The 21616-nt window shown below is 73.7% G+C and carries 16 protein-coding genes; 10 read left to right on the top strand and 6 right to left on the bottom strand.

Annotation, left to right across the window (positions count from 1 at the left end; genetic code table 11):
* The first annotated feature begins 1 nt into the window (after position 1).
* From G6W55_RS00275 to G6W55_RS00265, 3 genes are all read left to right on the top strand, one after another.
* Positions 2-529 carry a flavodoxin domain-containing protein gene (locus tag G6W55_RS00275; RefSeq protein WP_175518681.1) on the top strand — a complete coding sequence of 176 codons (528 nt, stop codon included), beginning with the start codon at positions 2-4 and terminating at the stop codon, positions 527-529.
* A gap of 90 nt (positions 530-619) precedes the next feature.
* Positions 620-1690 carry a zinc-dependent alcohol dehydrogenase family protein gene (locus G6W55_RS00270; protein ID WP_175518680.1) on the top strand — a complete coding sequence of 357 codons (1071 nt, stop codon included), beginning with the start codon at positions 620-622 and terminating at the stop codon, positions 1688-1690.
* Positions 1691-1709: 19 nt separating this feature from the next.
* On the top strand, positions 1710-2423 hold the full coding sequence (locus tag G6W55_RS00265; RefSeq protein WP_175518679.1) for a pyridoxamine 5'-phosphate oxidase family protein: 714 nt from the start codon (positions 1710-1712) through the stop codon (positions 2421-2423).
* Between the two features lie 25 nt (positions 2424-2448).
* Here G6W55_RS00265 and G6W55_RS00260 read toward each other — a convergent pair whose 3' ends face one another.
* From G6W55_RS00260 to ppdK, 4 genes are all read right to left on the bottom strand, one after another.
* Entirely contained in the window at positions 2449-4068 is a 1620-nt protein-coding gene (locus G6W55_RS00260) for an oleate hydratase (protein WP_309243580.1), read from the bottom strand.
* A 44-nt stretch (positions 4069-4112) separates the two neighbouring features.
* Positions 4113-6872, bottom strand: a complete 2760-nt coding sequence (adhE, locus tag G6W55_RS00255; protein ID WP_175518677.1) for a bifunctional acetaldehyde-CoA/alcohol dehydrogenase — start codon at positions 6870-6872, stop codon at positions 4113-4115.
* A 189-nt stretch (positions 6873-7061) separates the two neighbouring features.
* Positions 7062-7832 (bottom strand): CBS domain-containing protein, encoded by a 771-nt coding sequence (locus G6W55_RS00250; protein ID WP_078636534.1) that lies wholly within the window; start codon positions 7830-7832, stop codon positions 7062-7064.
* Between the two features lie 28 nt (positions 7833-7860).
* The gene (ppdK, locus tag G6W55_RS00245; protein ID WP_175518676.1) at positions 7861-10548 is read right to left on the bottom strand and encodes a pyruvate, phosphate dikinase; all 2688 of its coding nucleotides are present in this window, start codon (positions 10546-10548) and stop codon (positions 7861-7863) included.
* 325 nt (positions 10549-10873) lie between these two features.
* Between ppdK and G6W55_RS00240 the strand changes: the two genes are divergently transcribed.
* The 7 genes from G6W55_RS00240 (at position 10874) to G6W55_RS00210 (ending at position 20670) form a co-directional block, all read left to right on the top strand.
* On the top strand, positions 10874-11584 hold the full coding sequence (locus tag G6W55_RS00240; RefSeq protein WP_254876039.1) for a CBS domain-containing protein: 711 nt from the start codon (positions 10874-10876) through the stop codon (positions 11582-11584).
* A 136-nt stretch (positions 11585-11720) separates the two neighbouring features.
* On the top strand, positions 11721-12641 hold the full coding sequence (locus G6W55_RS00235) for a universal stress protein (RefSeq protein ID WP_175518675.1): 921 nt from the start codon (positions 11721-11723) through the stop codon (positions 12639-12641).
* A 137-nt stretch (positions 12642-12778) separates the two neighbouring features.
* Positions 12779-13660, top strand: coding sequence for a universal stress protein (locus G6W55_RS00230; RefSeq protein WP_175518674.1), 882 nt, complete (start codon positions 12779-12781; stop codon positions 13658-13660).
* A 63-nt stretch (positions 13661-13723) separates the two neighbouring features.
* Positions 13724-14500, top strand: coding sequence for an HAD family phosphatase (locus G6W55_RS00225; protein ID WP_175518673.1), 777 nt, complete (start codon positions 13724-13726; stop codon positions 14498-14500).
* Positions 14497-16866, top strand: coding sequence for a glycoside hydrolase family 65 protein (locus G6W55_RS00220; protein ID WP_175518672.1), 2370 nt, complete (start codon positions 14497-14499; stop codon positions 16864-16866). The genes G6W55_RS00225 and G6W55_RS00220 overlap by 4 nt, the downstream gene beginning before the upstream one ends.
* 185 nt (positions 16867-17051) lie before the next feature.
* Positions 17052-20297 carry a tetratricopeptide repeat protein gene (locus tag G6W55_RS00215; protein ID WP_175518671.1) on the top strand — a complete coding sequence of 1082 codons (3246 nt, stop codon included), beginning with the start codon at positions 17052-17054 and terminating at the stop codon, positions 20295-20297.
* 1 nt (position 20298) lies between these two features.
* On the top strand, positions 20299-20670 hold the full coding sequence (locus G6W55_RS00210; protein ID WP_175518670.1) for a hypothetical protein: 372 nt from the start codon (positions 20299-20301) through the stop codon (positions 20668-20670).
* Here the strand turns inward: G6W55_RS00210 and G6W55_RS00205 are convergent.
* Both G6W55_RS00205 and G6W55_RS00200 read right to left on the bottom strand, forming a co-directional pair.
* Positions 20627-21175 (bottom strand): AAA family ATPase, encoded by a 549-nt coding sequence (locus tag G6W55_RS00205; protein ID WP_175518669.1) that lies wholly within the window; start codon positions 21173-21175, stop codon positions 20627-20629. The genes G6W55_RS00210 and G6W55_RS00205 overlap by 44 nt on opposite strands.
* A 14-nt stretch (positions 21176-21189) precedes the next feature.
* Positions 21190-21585, bottom strand: a complete 396-nt coding sequence (locus G6W55_RS00200; protein WP_175518668.1) for a contact-dependent growth inhibition system immunity protein — start codon at positions 21583-21585, stop codon at positions 21190-21192.
* Positions 21586-21616: the final 31 nt, after the last annotated feature.

The raw sequence follows: 21616 nt of genomic DNA, 5'->3' as shown, positions 1-21616 counted from the left end.
CATGACCGGCACCGACAACGAGACCGCCACCGAGACCGAGACCGCCACCGTTCTGGTTGTCTACGGAACGACGAACGGATCGACGGCGGAGATCGCCACGGCCGTCGCCGACGTCCTGCGCACCCGCGGCCTGACCGCCGAGGTGCTCCCGGCCCGCTCCGTCACGGACGTGGCGCGCTACGACGCCGTCGTGGTCGGCGGCGGGCTCTACGCGGGGCGCTGGCACAAGGACGCGCGGCGCTTCGTCCGCCGGCACCGCGCCCTGCTCAAGGAGCGGCCCGTGTGGTTCTTCGACAGCGGACCGCTGGACGCCTCGGCCTCCGAGCGGGACATCCCGCCCGTGCGCGGCGTGCGGCGGGCCATGGACCGGCTGGGCGTGGAGGAGCACGTCACGTTCGGCGGGCGGCTGGAGGACGGCGCCAAGGGGTGGGTGGCCGGGATGATCCTCCGCTCCGGCAAGGGCGGCGACTTCCGGGACTTCGGCGCGATCGAGAAATGGGCCCAGGGTGTCGCCGACGCGCTGAAGTGAGGGCCGGTCGGCCCAAGCGGATCCGGCGATTACCGGACAAGCTGGATAGGTGGGGCACTACCGCCACCGGAAAGGATCGGGAGGAGCACCATGAAAGGCTACGTCTTCCACGGCCCCGGGCAGTCCGCCTGGGAAGAGGTCCCCGACCCTGCCGTCAAGGAGCCCACCGACGCCGTCGTACGCGTCGACGCGGTCACCATCTGCGGCACCGACCTGCACATCCTCAAGGGCGACGTCCCCGAGGTGCGCCCCGGCACCGTGCTGGGGCACGAGGCGGTCGGCGAGATCGTGGAGGTCGGCAGCGACGTCCGGACCGTCCGTCCGGGCGACCGTGTGCTGGTCTCCTGCATCAGCGCCTGCGGACGCTGCCGCTACTGCCGCGACAGCGCCTACGGCCAGTGCCTGGGCGGCGGGGGCTGGATCCTCGGCCATCTGATCGACGGCACCCAGGCCGAGTACGTGCGCGTCCCCTTCGCCGACCTGTCCGTGCACGCCCTGCCCGGCGCGGTCGACAGCAAGGACGCCGTCCTGCTGGCCGACATCTTCCCCACCTCCTACGAGGTGGGCGTCCTCAACGGCCGGGTCCGCCCCGGCGACACCGTCGCCGTCGTCGGCGCCGGCCCCATCGGCCTCGCGGCGATCGCCACGGCGCGCCTGTTCTCGCCGGAACGGATCGTCGCCGTCGACCTCGCCGCGTCCCGTCTGGAGGCCGCCAAACGGCTCGGCGCGGACGCCGTGGCCGACGCCGCCGAGGACCCCGCGCAGCTCATCGCCGACCTCACCGACGGCCTCGGCGCGGACGTCGTCGTGGAGGCGGTCGGGGTGCCCGAGAGCTTCGAGCTGTGCACGCGCATGGTGCGCCCCGGCGGTCATGTCGCCAACATCGGCGTGCACGGCAAGCCCGCCACGCTGCACCTCGAAGACCTGTGGATCAAGAACGTCACCATCACCACCGGTCTCGTGGACACCTACTCAACCCCCACCCTGCTGCGCATGACGGCCGCGGGCCGTCTGCCCACCACCCAGCTCGTCACCCACACCTTCCCGCTGGACCGGATGGAGGAGGCGTACGACGTCTTCGCCCGCGCCGCCGACACCGGCGCGCTCAAGGTGGTGCTCGGCGAGCCGTCGCACGACGAGATCGCCGTCCCGGCGGCCTGACGCGAGGAAGTGAGGGGCCATGACCGAACCGGCTGCGGACGCCCGACGCACCGACGGCGCGTCCGAGGACGACCACACGCCAACGGACGCCCTGACGCCCAAGGGAGACCTCGGCAGGCGGCTCGTCGCGCGACGGCTCGCCCTCGGGCTGTCGCGCGACGAGACCGCCGACCGGGCCGGCATGGCCCCCAGCTATGTGGCACACCTGGAACAGCACGCCGACGCCGTGCCCGGCCGAGGCGCGCTGCTCACCCTCGCCGCCGCGCTGGAGACCACGGTCTCGGCGCTCACCGGCGGCGACGCCGAAGTACCGCCCGGCCGTGAACAGGCGGGCCGCGCACCGGAGTTCACCGAACTGAGCCGAGCCGAGTGCGCCGAGCTGCTGTCCTCGCACGGCGTCGGACGGCTCGCGGTCGCGACCGAGCTCGGGCCGACGATCGTGCCCGTCAACTACAGCGTGGTCGACGACGCGATCGTCTTCCGCACCGCCCGCGGCGCGACCCCCTCGCTCGCGGACGGCTGCCCGGTCGCCTTCGAGGTCGACCGTATCGACGACGTGTTCAGCCAGGGCTGGAGCGTCCTCGCCCGCGGATACGCGCGCACGGTGACGGACCTCGGCGAGAAGCGGCGGCTCGCGGAACGCGCCCACAGCAAGCCGTGGGCCGGCGGCCGGCGCGATCTGTGGGTGAGGATCGAGCCGTACGCCGTCACGGGACGCCGTATCGCGGTCTGAACGGACCAGGGCGGCTCGGGGCCGCTCAGCGGCGGTGCATGCGCTCCAGGGCGGCGGCCAGGACGTGCGGGTCGTGGTGGCCCTTGTAGACCTCCGGCGGCCGCCGGTCCAGCTTCAGCAGCCCCGCCACCGCCGTCCAGGCGGTCCGCACCGAGTACTCGACGGTGCGGACGACGTCGTCGGGCACCTCGGCGAACTGCCCGATGAAGGCGAGGTTGACCGACCCCTCCGGGACCACCTGCGGCCGGTCGCCGTGGCGGCGGGCCAGGAACTGGCTGGTGAGGTAGGGCATCACACAGGGCACGACCGTCGACGTCTCCAGGATCCGCGCCTCCGTAGCCGCGTCGAACGGCAGGTGGTGCAGGACCTCTTCGAGGATCTCGCGGCCCGTGCACATCGTCATCGGCTTGGGCGTGCCGTTGCCGGCCCGCCCGGGGAAGAGGCCGTACCCCCACCAGACGGTGACGTCCTCGGGCTGGTCCCGGTAGACGGGCTGACGGTCCACCAGCACGGTCAGCAGCCAGTTGGACCCGGTGAAGGTGACCGGACCGCCCCGGCCCGCGGGCCGGCCGCTGAACTCCTCGACCGCCCGCAGGAATTCGGGGTCGCGGGTGGTGACCGTGAAGGACTCCCCGCGCGACTCCTTCACCCGCTTGTCGAAGACGCCCGGATCGCCGAAGTCGGCGCGCCCGCGGGCCAGTCGGTGCCACAGCAGCCAGGCGTCCGAGCGCGGCGGGGCCGGCGGCGGCGCGGCGGTGTGCGAACCGCGGCTGGAGGCGTCGGTCATCGAGCCGTTGGTGACCAGGACCAGATCCTCGGGGGCCACGGCGATCTTCTCGTCGCGGCCGCGCCGGCTGAGGTGGAGGGCGTCGACCGTGCCGCTGCGGATGCCCGGCGTGAACCCGAGGTCCGTGACCTGGCAGCGGGGGTGCACGGTGACGCCGCGGGCGCGCAGCCAGGCCGTCAGCGGCCGCACGATCGAGTCGTACTGGTTGTGACGGGTCCGGCGCATCGCCGACAGGGACGAGAACTCCGGGAACAGGTGCACGAACCGCCGCAGATGGCGGTGGAACTCGACGGCGCTGTGCCAGGGCTGGAACGCGAACGTGGTGCACCACATGAACCAGAACGCGGTCGTGAAGAAGTGCTCGCCGAAGCAGTCGCTGATCCGCTTGCCGTCCAAGTGGCCCTCGGACACGGCCAGACAGCGCACCAGCTCCAGCCGGTCGCGCTCCGAGAAGCCCATCGACGTCGTGTCGACGATCTTGCCGTCCGCGTCGACCAGCCGGGCCGCGTCGTCCCAGGGGGACTCCGCGTGTCCGGCGAGGATCTCGTCGGTCACCGAGACGGCCGGGTCGTCGAGCGAGGGGATGCCCGACAGCAGGTCGTAGGTGCAGCGGGACTCGCCGTCGAACATCCGCCCGCCGCGCATGCTGTAGCCCACGTCCGGACCGCCGCTCGCGTCCAGGCTGCCGCCCAGCGCCCGATGGCCCTCGAAGAGATGGATGTCGCTCCCCTCGAAGCCGCCGTCGCGGATCAGATACGTCGCCGCGGCCAGGGCCGCGATCCCGCCGCCCACCAGATAGGCCTTCGCCATCCCACAACTCCTCGTGTTCTTCGGTCGATCGGAACCGCGCGCCCCCACAGTCTCCCGCCGTGGGGGCGCGCCACCGTGCGCGTGCCGTTGCCCTACTCCTCGCGGTCCGCGGTACGGCCGCCGTAGTACGCCGCGCGCATCAGCTCCTGCATGTCGTCGAGCATCGGCATCCGGGGGTTGGCCGGCGCGCACTGGTCCTCGTAGGCGTTGAGGGCCTGGCGGGGCAGGGCGTCGAGGAAGGCCGGCTCGTCGACGCCGAGCGCCTGGAAGGACGGTTCGATGCCGACGGCGTCCCGCAGCCGCTCCACCGCCGAGGCGAGGGACTCGACGCCCTCGGCCGGGGTCGCGGCGGGCAGACCGAGCGTGCGCGCGATGTCCTGGAAGCGCTCGGGAGCCCGGTAACTCTCGTACTTGGGCCAGCCGGTGAGCTTCGTGGGCACGGTGCCGTTGTAGCGGATGACGTGCGGCAGCAGGACCGCGTTGGTCCGGCCGTGCGCGATGTGGAAGGTCGCGCCGAGCGTGTGGGACATGGCGTGGACGATGCCGAGGAAGGCGTTGCCGAAGGCCATGCCCGCCAGCGTGCCCGCGTTGTGCATCTTCTCCTGGGCCCGCGGCCGGGCCGCGCCCTCATGGACGGCCGCCTCGATGTTGTCGAAGATCAGCCGGATCGCGTGCAGGGCGAGCCCGTCGGTGAAGTCGCTGGCGTAGACGGACACATACGCCTCGATGGCGTGGGTGAGGGCGTCGAAGCCGCTGTCGGCGGCCAGCGCGCGGGGCAGCGCGGACGTCAGGAGCGGGTCGACGATGGCCACGCTGGGGGTGAGCGCGTAGTCGGCCAGCGGGTACTTCTTGCCGGTGGCCGGGTCGGAGATGACGGCGAACGGGGTCACCTCGGCGCCGGTGCCGGACGTGGTCGGCACGCACACCAGCCGGGCGAGCTTCCCCAGCACCGGGAAGCGGAAGGCCCGCTTGCGGATGTCGGAGAACTTGTGCCGCATGTCGGCGAAGTCGACGTCCCTGCCCTCGGCCTGCTGCTCGTACAGCAGCCACATCACCTTCGCGGCGTCCATCGGGGAGCCGCCGCCGAGCGCGATGATGGTGTCCGGGCGGAAGTCGCCCATGAGGCGGGCGCCGCGCCGCACCGAGTCGATGCTCGGCTCCGGTTCGACGTTGTCGATGACCTGGATGGTGACCGGCTCGCGGCGCCGCCGCAGGACGCGTTCCACCCGGCCGACCAGACCGAGACGGGTCATGGTCGCGTCGGTGACGACGGTGACCCGGTGCACGTCCGGCATCGAGGTGAGGTAGCGCAGCGACTGCGGCTCGAAGTAGATCTTCGGCGGCACCTTGAACCACTGGAGGTTGTTGCGCCGCGTCGACACCCGCTTGACGTTGAGGAGTTGGGCGGCGGAGACGTTGTCGGACACCGATGTGCTGCCCCAGGATCCGCAGCCGAGGGTCAGCGACGGCAGCAGGCTGTTGTAGATGCCGCCGATCGCGCCCTGCGAGGACGGGGCGTTGACGATGATCCGCACCGTCTTCATGCGCCGGCCGTACGCCTCCGCCAGCTCCGGATCCCCGGTGTGGATGACGGCGCTGTGGCCCTGTCCGTGGAAGGCCACCATGTCGGCGGCCAGGTCGAAGCCCCGCTGCCAGGTGCCGGCGCGCAGCACCGCGAGGACCGGGCAGAGCTTCTCCCGGGTGAGGGGCTCGTCCGGGCCGACCCGGTCCGCCTCGACCAGGATCAGCGAGGTGTCCCGGGGCACGGAGAACCCGGCCTGCTCCGCGATCCACGCCGGACTCCGCCCGACGGCCGCGGAGTTGACCTTGGGCTCGCAGCCCGCGCCGGTGGCGTCCGCCCGGCTCGCGGGGAACAGGAACGCCTCCAGCTTCGCCTTCTCCTCGGCGGTCGCCACATGCGCGTGAAGGGTGCGGAACTCGGCGAGGACCTCGTCGTGGATCTCCTCGTCCAGGATGACGGCCTGTTCGGAGGCGCAGATCATGCCGTTGTCGAACGACTTGGACAGCACCAGGTCGTTGACCGCCCGCCGCACGTCGGCGCTGCGGTGGATGTACGCCGGGACGTTGCCCGCGCCGACGCCCAGGGCGGGCTTGCCGGCCGAATAGGCGGCCTTCACCATGGCGTTGCCGCCCGTGGCGAGGATCAGGGAGACCCCGGGGTGCCGCATCAGGGCACCGGTCGCCGCCACCGACGGCGTCTCGATCCACTGCACGCAGTGCTCAGGCGCCCCCGCGGCGACCGCCGCGTCCCGCACGATCCGGGCCGCCTCCTCGCTGCACCGCTGCGCGTTGGGGTGGAAGGCGAACACCACCGGGTTGCGGGTCTTCAGCGCCATCAGCGCCTTGAAGATCGTGGTGGAGGTCGGGTTGGTGACCGGGGTGACCGCGCACACCACACCGACCGGCTCGGCCACCTGCGTCATGTCGTCCAGGTCGTCGCGGGCGATGACACCGACCGTCTTCATCGGGCCCATGCTGTGCGTGACGTACTCGCAGGCGAACATGTTCTTGGCGGCCTTGTCCTCGAAGACACCGCGCCCGGTCTCGTCCACCGCGAGCCGCGCGAGGTCCGTGTGCCGGTCCAGCGCGGCCACCGACGCCTTCTTCACGATGTGGTCGACCTGCTCCTGGTCGAGGGACTCGTAGTCGGCGAGCGCCTTGAGCCCGTTCGTCACCAGACGGTCCACCGTCACGGCGATCTCGGACGGCGCGTTCCCGGACGGCGCGTTCCCTGACGGTGCGGTGGCGGGACGGTCGGTCGCGGGACGGGTCTTCGCGTCACGGTCCTTCACGGCACGGTTCTTCGTGTCGCGGTCGTGGTGGCGGGTCATGGGGGCGAGCCTCCGTCGTCGAGGGGGCGGCGCCGCACGGTCGGCGGCGCGGGGGACGGCGGCATCACCGGTGCCGGCCCGGGATCCGGTCCCGGGACTCGGGCCCTGCCGCTCGTCCACCCGTAGCGTCCCGCGTCAGGGGTGCCGCACCCCAGGTCCCGGAGGTCCCGGCACGGGGCCGACAGGCCCTCACGGTCCCGGGACGGGTCCCGAACCGGCCGGGACCGTCAGCCTGTTGACGACGCCGATCACTCCGTCCACCCGGTACGTCAGCCGGATCGCGAGCGCCAGGTCCCCGCCGTGCCCGTGCTCCAGGGAGCCCCGCAGCGTGACCATGCCGTCCGCGACCGACACGCTCACGCCGGCCGCCGACGGGCCCAGGGTGCGGGGCAGCACCTCGCCCCGGACCTCGCGGCGGATCGCGTCGTCCGTGCGCAGGAAGACCCGCAGCAGATCGCTGCGCGTGGCGATGCCGATCAGCCGGTCCTCCTCGTCCACCACCGGCAGCCGGTCCACCCCGTGACGCTCCATCACGCGCGCGGCGTCGGCGATCCGCTGCTCGGGGTGGACGGTGACGGCGGGGGTCGACATCAGCTCCCCGGCCGTGGCGGGGTACGCCCCCGTGGCGGGACGCCCGGCGGCCCGGGCCGACGACCGCAGGGCCCGCGCCGACCGGGCGGTCCAGGCGGCCCGGACCGACCCCGCCCACCGCGCCGACCGCCCCGACGGAAGCATCCGCAGCCGCCGTGCCGGGGACGGAGCGGTCGTCCCCGTCCGGCCCGCCCGGCGGCGGAGCAGGTCGGTCTGGGAGATCACCCCGATCACCTTGTCGTCCTCGTCCACGACGGGCAGCCCGCTGACCCGGTGCCGGTCCAGCAGCCGTACGACGTCCTTGAACGACGTGTCGCGGTGCGCCTCCACGACGTCGCGGGTCATCACCTCGCCGACGATGCGGGCCATGCCGACCACCTCCTGCGTCTCTCGCCCGTCACCTGCTGTCGCTGCCCGTCCCCGGCTCGGGCAGCGCGGCCCGTCCGGCCTCCAGCCGCGCGACCGGCACCCGGAACGGCGAGCAGGAGACGTAGTCGAGGCCGGCGGCGTGGAAGAAGTGGACGGAGGCCGGGTCCCCGCCGTGCTCGCCGCAGACGCCGATCTTCAACTCGGGCCGCGCGGCGCGGCCTTCGTCGACCGCGATGCGGACCAGCCGGCCCACTCCGTCCCGGTCGAGGGTCTCGAAGGGGGAGGTGGCGAAGATGCCCTTGTCGAGGTAGGCGGAGAAGAACGCCGCCTCGACGTCGTCGCGGGAGAAGCCCCAGGTGGTCTGGGTGAGGTCGTTGGTGCCGAAGGAGAAGAACTCCGCCTCCTCGGCGATCCGTCCGGCCGTGAGCGCGGCCCGGGGCAGCTCGATCATCGTGCCGACCGGGCAGCGCACGGGCACGCCGGACTCCTCGGAGACCTCGGCCAGGACGCGTTCCACCTCGGCCCGTTCGATGCGCAGTTCCTCCACGGCGCCGACCAGCGGCACCATGATCTCCGCCCGCGGGCTGCCCCCGGCCCGGGTGCGCTCCACGACCGCCTCCGCGATCGCCCGCACCTGCATCGCGACCAGCCCCGGCACGACCAGGCCCAGGCGCACCCCGCGCAGGCCGAGCATCGGGTTCTCCTCGTGCATCCGGTTGACGGCGTCGAGGAGTTCGGTGTCGTGGGCGGCCGGCACGTCGCCCTGGGCCTCGGTGGTGGCGAGGCGTACGGCGAGGTCGGTGCGGTCGGGCAGGAACTCGTGCAGCGGCGGGTCGATGAGCCGGATGGTGACCGGAAGACCGTCCATCGCCTCCAGGATGCCGATGAAGTCCCGCCGCTGGAGCGGAAGAAGCGCGCTCAGTGCCTTCTCGCGCTCGCTGTCGTCGCGGGCGAGGATCATCGCCTCCACGAGCTTGCGGCGCTCGCCGAGGAACATGTGCTCGGTCCGGCAGAGCCCGACGCCCTGGGCGCCGAACCGCCGGGCCCGGGCGGCGTCTTCGGGTGTGTCGGCGTTCGCGCGCACCTCCAACGTGCGGACGCCGTCGGCCCGTTCCATGGCGCGGGCGACGGACTCGACCAGTCCGGGGGACCGTTCGCCGGTCTCGAAGTAGCGCATCACCTCGGAGGCGACGAGCGGCGCGGCACCCGGGTAGACGGCGCCCTCGGAGCCGTCGACGGAGATGACGGTGCCCTCCTCCACGACGGTGTCGCCCACCGTGAACCGTCGGGCCGCGAGGTCGACGTCCAGCTCCTCGGCCCCGCACACGCACACCGTGCCCATGCCGCGGGCGACGACGGCCGCGTGGCTCGTCTTGCCGCCGCGGCTGGTCAGCACCGCCTGCGCGGCGATCATGCCGGGCAGATCGTCGGGGGTGGTCTCCTGGCGCACCAGGACGACGTCCTCGCCCGCCGCGGCCCGGCGCACCGCCTCCGCCGAGTCGAACACCGCCGCGCCCACGGCCGCGCCGGGGGAGGCCGGCAGTCCGTGCGCGAGCGCCGTGCCGACCGCCGAGGTGTCGAAGCGGGGGAACATCAGCCGGGCGAGGCCGTCCCCGTCGACCCGGGACAGACCCTCGTCGGCGGTGATCAGACCCTCGTCGGCCAGCTCGGCCGCGAGCGCGAACGCGGCCCCGGCGGTGCGCTTGCCCACCCGGGTCTGGAGCATCCACAGCCGGCCCCGCTCGATGGTGAACTCGATGTCGCACAGATCCCGGTAGTGCGCCTCCAACGTGCCCATGTGGTCCCGTAGTTGTCCGTACGAGACGGGGTCCAGCTCCTCCAGCGCGGTGAGCGGAACGGTGTTGCGGATGCCGGCGACGACGTCCTCGCCCTGCGCGTTCGCCAGATAGTCGCCGTACAGGCCGGTCCTGCCGGTGGCCGGGTCGCGGGTGAAGGCGACGCCGCTGCCGGAGTCGGAGCCGAGGTTGCCGAAGACCATGGTCTGGACGGTCACGGCGGTGCCCAGGTCGTCCGGGATGTGCTCGCGGCGCCGGTACAGCCGGGCGCGCTCGCCCGTCCAGGACGTGAAGACGGCGCGCACGGCCCGGCCGAGTTGCTCGGCCGGGGACTGCGGGAAGTCCTCGCCGGTCTCCCGGCGGATGAGGTCCTTGTAGATCCCGACGAGTTCGGCGAGGTCCGCCGCGGTCAGCGCCAGGTCGTCCTGCGCGCCGCGAGCGCGCTTCAGTTCGGCGATGGCGTTCTCGAACAGGGCGCTGTCGACACCCATCACCGTGCTGCCGAACATCTGTACGAGGCGGCGGTAGGAGTCCCAGGCGAACCGCTCGCTCCCGGAGGTCTTCGCGAGGCCGAGCACGGAGTCGTCGTCGAGACCGACGTCGAGGATCGTCTCCATCATGCCGGGCATGGAGAACCGCGCCCCGGAGCGCACGGACAGCAGCAGCGGATCGTCGGGCTGCCCGAGGCGCCGTCCCGCGGCCCGCTCCAGCGTGGCGAGGTGTTCCGCGATCTCCCCGGCCAGGGTGTCCGGCTCGCTGCCGGTGGCGAGGAAGACCCGGCACGCCTCGGTGGTCACGGTGAAACCGGGCGGGACAGGCAGCCCCAGCCGGGCCATCTCGGCCAGGTTGGCGCCCTTGCCGCCGAGCAGGTCGGCCATGTCACGGCCGCCGGACGCGAAGTCGTACACATAACGGACCATGACGCGGTCTCCTCCGATGGGCTGCGGGCCGGATACCTCTCCAGCGTCCGGCCGCCGGGACCGAGAGGGCAGGTGCCGCCGGTCCCTGTCCACAGGGCCGGTCGGGCCCGGTCGCCGCCGCGTCCTGCCCCAGACCACTACCGTGACACATCACCGCACCGCCGCACGTCCGGCGCCCTGCGGAAGCCGGTGACCGGCGCGCGAGCCGGCGCCTTCGGTGGCCTTCGGCCCCACGGCAGGGCCGTCCGGCCCCTCCCCGCGCGGGCCCGCCCGGCGGAGCCTGGAAGGTGGCGGGGGACGGCATCCGGAGCACTTGGAGGACGCCATGCTCTCCCTCGTGAGCGACGTGATGACACACACCGTGGTCGCCCTGCGCGACGAAGTGGCCTTCAAGGACATCGCCCGCACCATGCGGCGCTGGAGGGTCAGCGCCCTGCCCGTGCTGGACGAGGACGGCCGCGTCGTCGGTGTCGTGTCCGAGGCCGATCTCCTGCCCAAGGAGATGCTGCGCGACGGCGACCCGGACCGCTTCGGACGGTCCCCGGTCCGCCCCGACCCGGCGGCCAAGGCGGACGCGGTGGTCGCCCGCGACCTGATGACCGCCCCCGCCGTCACCGTGCGCGCCGGCGACACCGTGGCCCGCGCCGCACGCCTCATGGCGCACCGCCATCTCAAGCGGCTCCCGGTCGTCGACGACGACGGCGTGCTCCTGGGCGTCGTCAGCCGCTCCGACCTGATCAAGGTGTTCCTGCGCGACGACACGGAGATCGCCGACGAGATACGCCGCGAGGTCGTCGCCCGCTTCCCCGCCGCGCCCACCGGCCCGGTCCGGGTGGAGGTCCACGACGGCGTCGTGACCCTCACCGGCCGCGTGTGGGACGCCTCGCTCGTCGCCCTGGTGACACGGCTGGTGCGGACGGTGGAGGGCGTGGTGGACGTGGACTGCGCCCTGTCCGGACCGGCCCGCCCCGCCGACCCGCACCGGGCACCGCAGGAAGACACCGCCCGGGCCGGCGACCCCGGCGCCGCCGCCTGACGAACGGCCCCACCCCGGGACACGACGTCAGCTCCCCGCCCCCGAGGGCCGGTCGGCGCCCCGCAGGGACCTCCGGCCCTTCCTGCGGCCCCCGCGCGACGACGAGACTGACAGCGCATCCCTGAAGGAGGTCCGCATGCCCGCCATCACCGTCGGTCTCGACGGCTCACCCGAAAGCCTCGCCGCCGCCGACTGGGCCGCCCGCGAAGCGGCGCAACGAGACGCCGACCTGCGTCTCCTGCACGCGGAGGGGGACCTGCCGGGACCGCCGTACACCCCCTTCATGGGCGTGCCCGCGCCCGGCGTGATCGAGGCGCAGCGCGCATGGGCCGCGCAGATGCTGAGCGAGACCGAGGCCGCGCTGGCGGAACGCCACCCCGGCCTGCGGATCATGTCCCGGCAGACCGCTGAACAGGCGGTCCCGGCCCTGCTGGCGGCCGCCGCCGAGGACACCGAACTGCTCGTCCTCGGGTCGCGCGGCCTCGGCACGGTGACCGGCTTCCTGGTCGGCTCCGTCGCCTTCGCCGTGGTGGCGCGGGCGGAACGCCCCGTCGTCCTCGTGCGGGCCGGCGAGCAGGCCGAGGACGAACACCTCCCGGACGCCACGGGCGGCCCGTCGGCCACCACCGCTTACCGGGACGTCGTCCTCGGGCTCGACCTGCGGGAGCCGGACGACTCCGTCATCCGGTTCGCCTTCGAGACGGCCCGGCGCCGCGCCGCCGTCCTGCGGGTCGTCCACGGCTGGGACCCGGCCGCCGTCTACGGTCACGCGGCGGCCCTGGAGGGCGGGCTCGACGCCGAACTGGCCGAGGAGACCCGGCGCGGGCTGGACGACGTCCTGCTCCCCTGGAAGGACAAGTTCCCCGGCGTGGAGGTGCGCGCGCAGGCCGTGGTCGGCAGCCCGGGCCGGCACCTCGTGCACGCCTCGCGGGACGCCTCCCTGGTCGTCGTCGGCCGCAAGCGGTCCCACGCGCGCGTGGGCGGCCGCATCGGCCCGGTGACGCACGGCGTGCTCCAGCACGCGTCGGCGCCGGTGGCCGTGGTGCCGCACGACTGAGACACGCGGTACGCATGGGCCGAAGGTCCCGACCGACGGCCCGTTCGCCTCTCGCACCAGCGGGCCCGCCAGTGACACCGTGAAGACATGGCCCCGTGAAGGCATGACCCCGTGCGGTACGGAAGGCGGTGGGGACGATGACGCTGACGCTTCCCCTGGTCCTGGGTGTCGACGGATCCGACGCGAGTCTGACGGCGGTCGACTGGGCGGCCGACGAGGCCGCCCGGCTCGGCCTCCCGCTGCGCCTGGTCCACGCCTCGCGCTGGGAGCGCTACGAGCGCCCCGCACCCTCCACCGGCCTCGACCGCCCCTCCGAGCGCGTGTACGCCGAGAACCTCGTCGCCACCGCCGCCGAACGCGCCGTACGGCGCCACCCCGAGGTGAAGGTCACCACCGACATCGTCCCCGACGACGCGGCCGCCGCCCTCCTGCGCGAGGGCAACAACGCGTTCGCCCTGGTCACCGGGGCGCGCGGCCGAGGCCGGCTGGAGGGACTGCTCCTCGGCTCGGTCGGCCTGGCCGTCGCGGCCCGCGCGCACTGCCCGGTGATCGTGGTCCGCGGCGACAAGGCGGGCCTGGCCGGCACCCACGAACGGATCCTGCTGGGCGCGGGCGATCCCGTCACCGGCGCCGAGGCCGCGCGCTTCGCCTTCCGCGAGGCGCGGGCCCGCGGCTGCACCCTGGACGTCGTACGCGCCTGGCGCTGCCCCGCCCACGAGAGCGCCGACGACCCCGCGCTCGCCGCGCAGCCGGCGCGCCGGCACGAGGAACGGGCGTCGGCGCTGCTCGACGCGCTCGTCCGGGACGCCGCGGCCGGGCATCCGGACGTCCGGGTACGGCGCGTGACGGTCGAGGGAGCGGCCCACGGCGTCCTCGTCCACCGCTCGGCCGCCGCCGACCTGGTGATCGTCGGAGCCCGGCGCAGGCACGGGCACCTCGGCCTCCAGCTCGGCCGGGTCAGCCACACCCTGCTCCACCACGCGGCGTGCCCGGTGGCGGTGGTACCGCAGACGGTGTGACCGTGGAAGGTGCCCGCCCGCAGGGGCGGCGACGATGGCCGCCGGGCCGGAGGGGGAGTGAAGATGGCCGCCAGGTCCCGTGCCGCGCTCGTGCCCGTGCTGCGTGACGTCGACGCGGTCGTGTGCGACACGGACGGAGTGATCACCGACTCCGCCACGGTGCACGCGGCCGCCTGGAAGACCGCCTTCGACACCTTCCTCGCCGGACACCCGCCCACGGACCCCGCACAGCGCCGCCCGTTCGACTCCCACGACGACTACCTGCGATACGTGGACGGCAGGTCACGGCTCGACGGCGCCGCCGCCTTCCTGGCCTCCCGTGGCCTCGACCCCACGCAGGAGACGGTGCGCGCCGTGGCGGCCGACAAGGAACGGCTCTTCACCGAGCGGCTCCGGGAGCGGGGCGTCGACGCCTTCGAGGGGACCCTGCGGCTGGTCCGCGCCCTGCGCGCGGCGGGCGTCCCCGTCGCCGCGGCCTCCGCGTCCCGGCACGCGCGCGAGCTGCTCACCCGGGCGGGCGCGCTGGACCTCTTCACCGCCCTGGTCGACGGCGGCGAGGCGGCCCGCCTCGGCCTCGCCGGGAAACCGCGGCCCGACCTGTTCCTCGAAGCGGCCCGCCGGCTCGGCGTCCCGCCCGACCGCGCCGCCGTCGTGGAGGACGCCCTCGCCGGCGTCGAGGCGGGCCGGAACGGCGGCTTCGCCCTCGTCGTCGGCGTGGACCGCGCCGCGGGCCCGGACACCCGCGCCAGACTGCTGCGGCACGGCGCCGACATCGTCGTGGACGACCTCGGCGAGCTGCTCGACCGACAGGGCGCGGACGGCGGAGGGGCGCCCCGGTGACCGGCTGGACCTGGGAGTACGAGGGCTACGACCCCGCCGACGAGCGCCTGCGCGAATCGCTGTGCACCCTCGGCAACGGCTACTTCGCCACCCGCGGCGCCCTGCCCGAATGCGCCGCCGACGACATCCACCACCCCGGCACCTACGTGGCCGGCTGCTACAACCGGCTCACCACGGAGATCGCGGGCCGCCGGGTCGAGAACGAGGACATCGTCAACGTCCCCAACTGGCTGCCGCTGCGCTTCCGGCTCGTGGACGGATCCTGGCTCACCCCCGAGACGGCCGAGGTGCTCGACCACCGGCAGATGGTGCACCTGGCCTCCGGCCTCCTGGAACGCCGCACCCGCTACGCGCTCGGCGAGGGCCGGGTCCTGTCGGTCAGGCAACAGCGGCTCGTCCACATGGCCGACCCCCATCTCGCCGCGCTGCGCACCGAGTTCACGGCCGAGGGCTTCACCGGGGACCTCGACGTGGAGGCGGCGCTCGACGGCGGCGTCACCAACTCGGGCGTCGCCCGCTACCGGGACCTGGACGGCCGCCACCTCACCTCGCCCGACACGGGCTCCGCCGAACCCGGCCTGGTGTGGCTGCGCTGCCGCACCCGCACCTCCGACATCCGCATCGGCATGGCGGCCCGGCTGAGCGCCGACGCCCCGGTCACCGACCGCCACGAGGGGGCGCGGGCCGCACAGCGCGTCCGGCTGAGCCTGCGGCCCGGCCGCACCGCCACCGTCGACAAGACCATCGCCCTGCACACCTCCCGCGACCCCGCCATCAGCGACCCGCTCGACGCCGCGATCGACCGCGTCGCCGCCGCCCCCGACTTCGACGACCTGCTCGAAACACATCTGACGGCCTGGGACCAGTTGTGGCGGCGCGCCGAACTCGACGTCCCCGGCGAGGCCGGCGACATCCTCCGCCTGCACCTCTTCCACGTCCTCCAGACCCTCTCCCCGCACACGGCCGAACTCGACGTCGGCGTACCGGCCCGAGGGCTGCACGGGGAGGCGTACCGCGGCCATGTCTTCTGGGACGAACTGTTCGTCCTGCCGTACCTCAACCTGCACTTCCCCGAGGTCTCGCGCGCCCTGCTCCGCTACCGGCACCGCCGCCTGGACCGGGCCTGCGCCGCCGCCCGCGCGGCCGGTCGGCGCGGCGCCCTCTACCCGTGGCAGAGCGGCAGCGACGGCCGAGAGGAGACCCAGGAGGTCCATCTCAACCCCCGCTCCGGGCGCTGGCTGCCCGACCACTCACGGCTCCAGCGGCACGTCGGCTCGGCCGTGGCGTACAACGTGTGGCAGTACTGCGAGTCCAGCGGCGACACCGAGTTCCTGCACACCAAGGGCGCGGAGATGCTGCTCCAGATCGCCCGCTTCTGGGCCGACTCGGCCACCTGGGACGAGCGGCTCGGCCGGCACCGCATCCGGGGCGTGATGGGCCCCGACGAGTACCACGACGCCTACCCCGACGCGCTGCGGCCCGGACTCGACGACAACGCCTACACCAACGTCACCGCCGCCTGGGTGCTCTCCCGCACCCTCGACGTCCTGCGCACCCTCCCGGAGCCCCGGCGCCGCGAACTCGCCGAGCGCACCGGCCTCGACGACGGCGAACTCGAACAGTGGGAGGACGTCTCCCGCACCCTCCACGTCCCCTTCCACGAAGGCGTCATCAGCCAGTTCGAGGGCTACGGCGACCTCGCCGAACTCGACTGGGAGGGCTACCGGCACCGGTACGGCGACATCCGGCGCCTGGACCGGATCATGGAGGCCGAGGACGACACCGTCAACCGCTACAAGGCGTCCAAACAGGCCGACGTCCTGATGCTCGGCTACCTCTTCTCACCGCGTGAACTCCGCGGCCTCTTCGAGCGGTTGGGATACCGGCTGGACGACGAGACCTGGCACCGGACGGTCGACCACTACCTGCACCGCACCAGCCACGGCTCCACGCTCAGCGGCCTGGTCCACGGCTGGGTCCTGGCCCGCGCCCGCCGCGCCGCGGCCTGGACGTACTGCCTGGAGGCCCTGCGCGGCGACATCGCCGACCTCCAGGGCGGCACCACCGGCGAGGGCATCCACCTGGGCGCCATGGCCGGCACCCTCGACCTCGTCCAGCGGGGACTGCCCGGACTGGAGACCCGCGAAGGCGCCCTCTGGCTCGACCCGGTACCGCTGCCGGAACTGTCCTCCTACGGCTTCTCCCTCCACTACCAGGGCCACTGGGGCGTCGAACTCCGTTTGGAACGCGGCCGACTGGGCGTTACGGTGCCGCAGTCCGACCGCGAACCGATCGACATCCGCCTGCCCGACCGGGTGGTGTGCGTCGCACCGGGCGACACGTACCACCTGCTGCTCGCGGACTGAACGCGGCCCGCGCGCCGGGTGTTTCGGTCTTGACGGCACGGTCGGGGCCACCAGTGGGTACGCTCCGTCGCGAGACGGGCGGACGGGGGTGAGCCGTGCTGTATGGCGACGTAGGACGATATCGGCACCGACGGGAGGCGGAAGAGGCCGTACGCGCCCTTCAGTTGCCGGGCGCGGGGCCCGCCGTGGTCGTGGTCCGGGGGGTCTCGGGACTCGGCAAGTCCCGGCTGCTGCGGCACATGAGCGGCGAGTTGACGTGTCCGGTGACGTCGATCGACCTGGCCGGGGCGATGGACGCGCAGCTCCCGGCGAGCCAACTCGACCGGCAACTCGCCGACGGCCTCGCGAAAGCGCTCATCTCGGGGCGGCGGACGGGCCGGTGGAGGCTGCGGCGCTTCCGGCGCGCGGCCGGCCTGGTGCCCAGGGACAGCGTGGTGCGGATCGTCCTGCGAGCGACCCGCGGCGGATCCGTGACCGGCAACCGCATCACGGTCGACGCCTCGCGCCCGCCGCTGGACCGCGCGGCGGTGGCCGAGGCGCTGATCCGCGCGGCGCGGGGACGCGTGGGGCGGAGAGGTGTGGGGCAGGACGTCCGGATCGTGATGATCGACGGCTGCGAGTGGCTGCGCTTCCTCGACACACCCGCCCCGGAGGACCGCCCCGCCGAGGCAGGCGCCGCCAACTGGTTCGGCACCGTGCTCCTCCCCGGCCTCCTCCGCGCCGCACCCGGGCTCCGCTTCGTGCTGGCCACCCGGGAGGAACTGCCCCTGGACGACACCACCGCCGTACGCGAAGTGACCCTGCGCTCCTGGCACTTACGCGAGACCGCTGCGTTCCTGGCGTCGTGCGGGATCGACTCCCCGAAGGTGGCCGAGGCCGTGCACCGCTCCTGCCGGGGTGTCCCCGTCTGGGTCGCCGCGGTCGCCGACGCGGCGAACCGCAGAGGCGCGACGGCCGACGTGACCACCGCCTGGATCCTGGAGCGGGCCCGCACCGCCCCCGTGGAACAGTGGCTCCCGCGCGCCTTCGAGGCGAGCCTCCCGGACGGCTACCGCACGGTCCTGCGGGCCGCCGCCGTGCTCAGGAACGTCCGCACCGGCGCCGTACGCGCGGTCCTGGGCCCGCGGCGGCCGCCCCGCGGCTGGGACCGCCGGTTTCCCCGCCACTCCTTCGTCCGCCGCTACCGACGCGCGGGCGGCGGCACGCACTGGGTCCTGCACCCCCTGGTGCGCACCGCACTGCTCACCGCGTTCCGGGAGGAGGATCCCGCCGGTCTGCTCGCCTGCCACGAGCGGGCGGCCGCGTACTACGCGCAGGCCGGGGACCTCCTCGAGGAGAGCCACCACCGGTTCGCCACGGGCGACCGCCGCACCGAGGAGGAGTGGCGTGCCCGGCTCGACGCGGCGTACGAGGCGGGGGAGTGGGGACCGGCGCTCCAACTCGCCGAGGTGGCCCTGACGGACGACGTGGCGGACCAGGTGGAGCGGTCCCTGCCGTCCGTGACGGCCGCCGCCGCGTCGGTCGCCGGTCTCATCGCCTGGCGGCAGCAGCGATACGTCCGAGCGCACCCTCTGCTCCGGCGGGCGCTGCGCGTCTGCGAGGCCACGGCCCGGGGCCGGCTGCTGCTTCCTCTGGCCGAAACAGCCGACGTCCTCCAGTACTTCGACGAGGCGGCGGAGACGTACGCCGAGGCACTGGCCGACCGGCCGGACGACGACAGCGTGGCCCCGTCGCTGGCCCGCCTCGCCGCGACGGCCGAGTGCGGCGGGGACCTGCCCCTGGCCCTGGAGACGTACCGGCGGCTCACCCCGGTGATCGAGCACGTCGGCGGTCCCGGCGCGCAGGCGGACGTGTGGAACGGCCTGGGGCGCGTCCTGCTCGACACGGGGTCCGCGCCGGAGGCGGAGCACGCCCATCGCACGGCACTGCGGCTGAGCGAGACGCTGGGCATACCCGGGGGCATCGCCGGGGCCCACTGCGGCCTGGCCAGGATCCACCACGCCGCGGGCAGGGTCACCCGCGCCGAGGAACACTTCCGTACGGCGCTCGCGGCGGAGGACGCGGGTCTGCGGGCCGAGGCGTGGAACGGCGTCGGCCATGTGGCCTTCGACCGGGGCGAGTTCGACACCGCGCTCGACGCCCACCGCACCGCCCTCGACCTGTCCCGCGGCCTCGGCGACCCGCACGGCGAGGCGGAGGCGTGGTGCGGCATCGGCACCACCCTGCGCGAGCGCAGCAACCCCGCCGAGGCCGAGGACCCCCTGCGCCGGGCACTGGAGCTGTACGAGCGGGTCGCGGACCGGCGCGGTGTGGCCGCCGCCTGCTGCGCCCTGGCCAGGGCTGTCTCCGACCTGAGCCGCTGGGGCGAGGCGGAACGGGCCTACCGGCGCGCGCTGGAGGCGGCCGAGCCCTGCGGCGACCTGGAGGGCCTCGCGGAGGTGCGGTACGGGCTGGGACACGTGGCCCGCGCCCACGGCCACGACACCGACGCCGAGGCGCACTACCGGGCGGCCCTGGACCTGTTCGAGGCGGCGGGCGTCCCCGCCTGGCAGTGCGACGTGTGGACCGTCCTGGGGGACATGTGGGCGCGGACCTCCCTGGAGCGGGCCCGGGAGGCGCACGCGCGCGCCGTGAAACTCGGCAGCGAGACCGAGTACCTCACCGGGGAGCTGCTGGGACGCATCGGCCTGGGCCGCGACGCGGTGCTCGCCTGGGACCTGGAGACGGGCGAGACCCAGTTGCTCTCGGCGCTGCGCCTCTGCGACGAGGCCGACTTCGTGATGGGGCAGATCGACGCCCTCGGCTCCCTCGGACACCTCGCGCAGATTCGGGGAGACACGACCGCCGCCGAATCGGCGTACCGGCGCATGCTGGCGCTGGGCCGTGACGTCGGCGAGGAGCACAGGCTGCGCGCCCTGCTCGGTCTCGCCGAGACCGCCGCACTCACCGGCGACCACGATCGCGCCGCCATCCTCGCCACCGAGGTACGGGGCGGCCTGGACGCGCTGGAGAACGTCGAACTCCTGCGCGTCGACACCCTGTTGTGCCTGGCCGACGTGGCGCGGGAACGGGAGCGCTTCGAGGAGTCGTACGCCTTGGCGGTGGAAGCACGCGCCGTCCTGTCCGACGAAGGATGCGGCGACGTGTTCTCCGAGGCCCGCGCCCTCCTGGTGACCGGCCTCGCCCGTACGGGCATGGGGGCGGCCGAGGAGGGCACGGTCCTCCTGACCCGGGCGTGCGCCGTGGCCGAGGGCGGTGGGGTGCTCGGCCTCGCCACCGTGGCGCGACTCGAACTGGCCCTGACGTACGAGGAGATGGGACGGACGGCACGGGCGCGCGCCTGCGCCGCGTCGATCGACGTCTCCCTGCTCCACCACCGGGGCGACCTGCACCGGTACCAGACGCTCCTACAGAGATCAGCGGGTGGTTGAGATGAGCACCAAGTGGTTGGCGGCGCTGACGGTCCTGCTGAGCGTGGCCGTGGGCTACGTGACGAACCTCCTCACGGAGAAGTGGAGTTGGGGCCTCGGCATCGGCTTCGCCGTGCTGGTGGGCGGCCTAGTGGCGGTCACGGTCCGCGCCACCGGATCCGACGCGGGAGCGGATGCGACGTTTCAGATCGAGACGGCATCCGGCGGCCGGGTCGCCCGCAACCGGCTGACCGGCGGCCGCCCGGCACGCTTCCGGCTCCGCGCCACCCGCCGGGGCACGATCAGCGGCAACAGGGCGAACATGGCGGACGGCGACACGGTGCTGCGGGCTAGGGGAGGGGAGATCGAGGACAACCGGCTGGAAGGCCGGTGACCTCTGCCTCACCGAGACGCCGCATCAGCGAGGCGAGGGACTCCTCCGGCTTCTGCCCCGCCGTGTCGACCACGACATGCTCGCGATCCCAGGACGCGTAGTCGCGGCTGAGCACCTGCTGCCAGTCGGGCAGCACCAGGCCGGGGATGTCGACGGAGCGCGAGGTCACGCGCCGCCGGTGCTCGGCGGGATCCGAGCAGATCACTTCGACCTCGACGACGGGGACGCCAGCCCCGACGCCGACGTCCCGCCAGGCATCGCGGGTGACGGCCAACGGGTTGACGGATTCCGCGATCACGGTGAGCCCCTGGCGGAGATGCTCCTCCGCCAGGGCGTACCCCACCACGTATCCGACCGGCCCGAGCGGCTGCCGCGCCGGCCCGGAACGGACGATCGCCTGCTCGATCGTGTCGATCCGCAGATGAACACCGCCCACCCGCGCGGCCAGCAGCCGCGCCAGCGTGGTCTTACCGGTACCGGGCAGTCCGCCGAAGACGATGAGCATGCGCCGATGCTGCCCTACGCGGCCAGAAAGTCGCGCACCTTCTGTTGGACATCGGCGCGCAGGTAGCCCAGGTGGGCGACGATGGAGCGCAACTCCGCGTGGAGTTCGGGAAGATCGGCCCAGACCGCCGGGTCCCTGGTGAGGACCGCACACAGCAGAGCACCCTCGTACACGTCCCCCTCGGCCATCGGGTCGACCCGAAGGACGTCCACGGCGAGGGGCAGGAGGTGCGGCAGCCCCACGTCCTGCCCGATCAGCAAGCGCAGATCCTCGGCGGTCAGTTCGCCGACCGGCCGCTGGCGCAGGGCGTGCGCGGTGGCGATGAGCCGGGTGGTGTCGGCCGGGGGAGCCGGCCAGCGGTCGCCTTCGAGTTCTTCAAGGGTGCGGTCACGACGCCGGGGGAGTTTCACCGGACGATTGTCGCCGTGATCCGCCCAGGTC

Source organism: Streptomyces sp. CAI-85 (assembly GCF_013363615.1).
Taxonomy (GTDB): Bacteria; Actinomycetota; Actinomycetes; order Streptomycetales; family Streptomycetaceae; genus Streptomyces; species Streptomyces antibioticus_B.
Note: the sequence above shows the minus strand (reverse complement) of the source record. Positions and strands in the feature narration are given on the sequence as shown.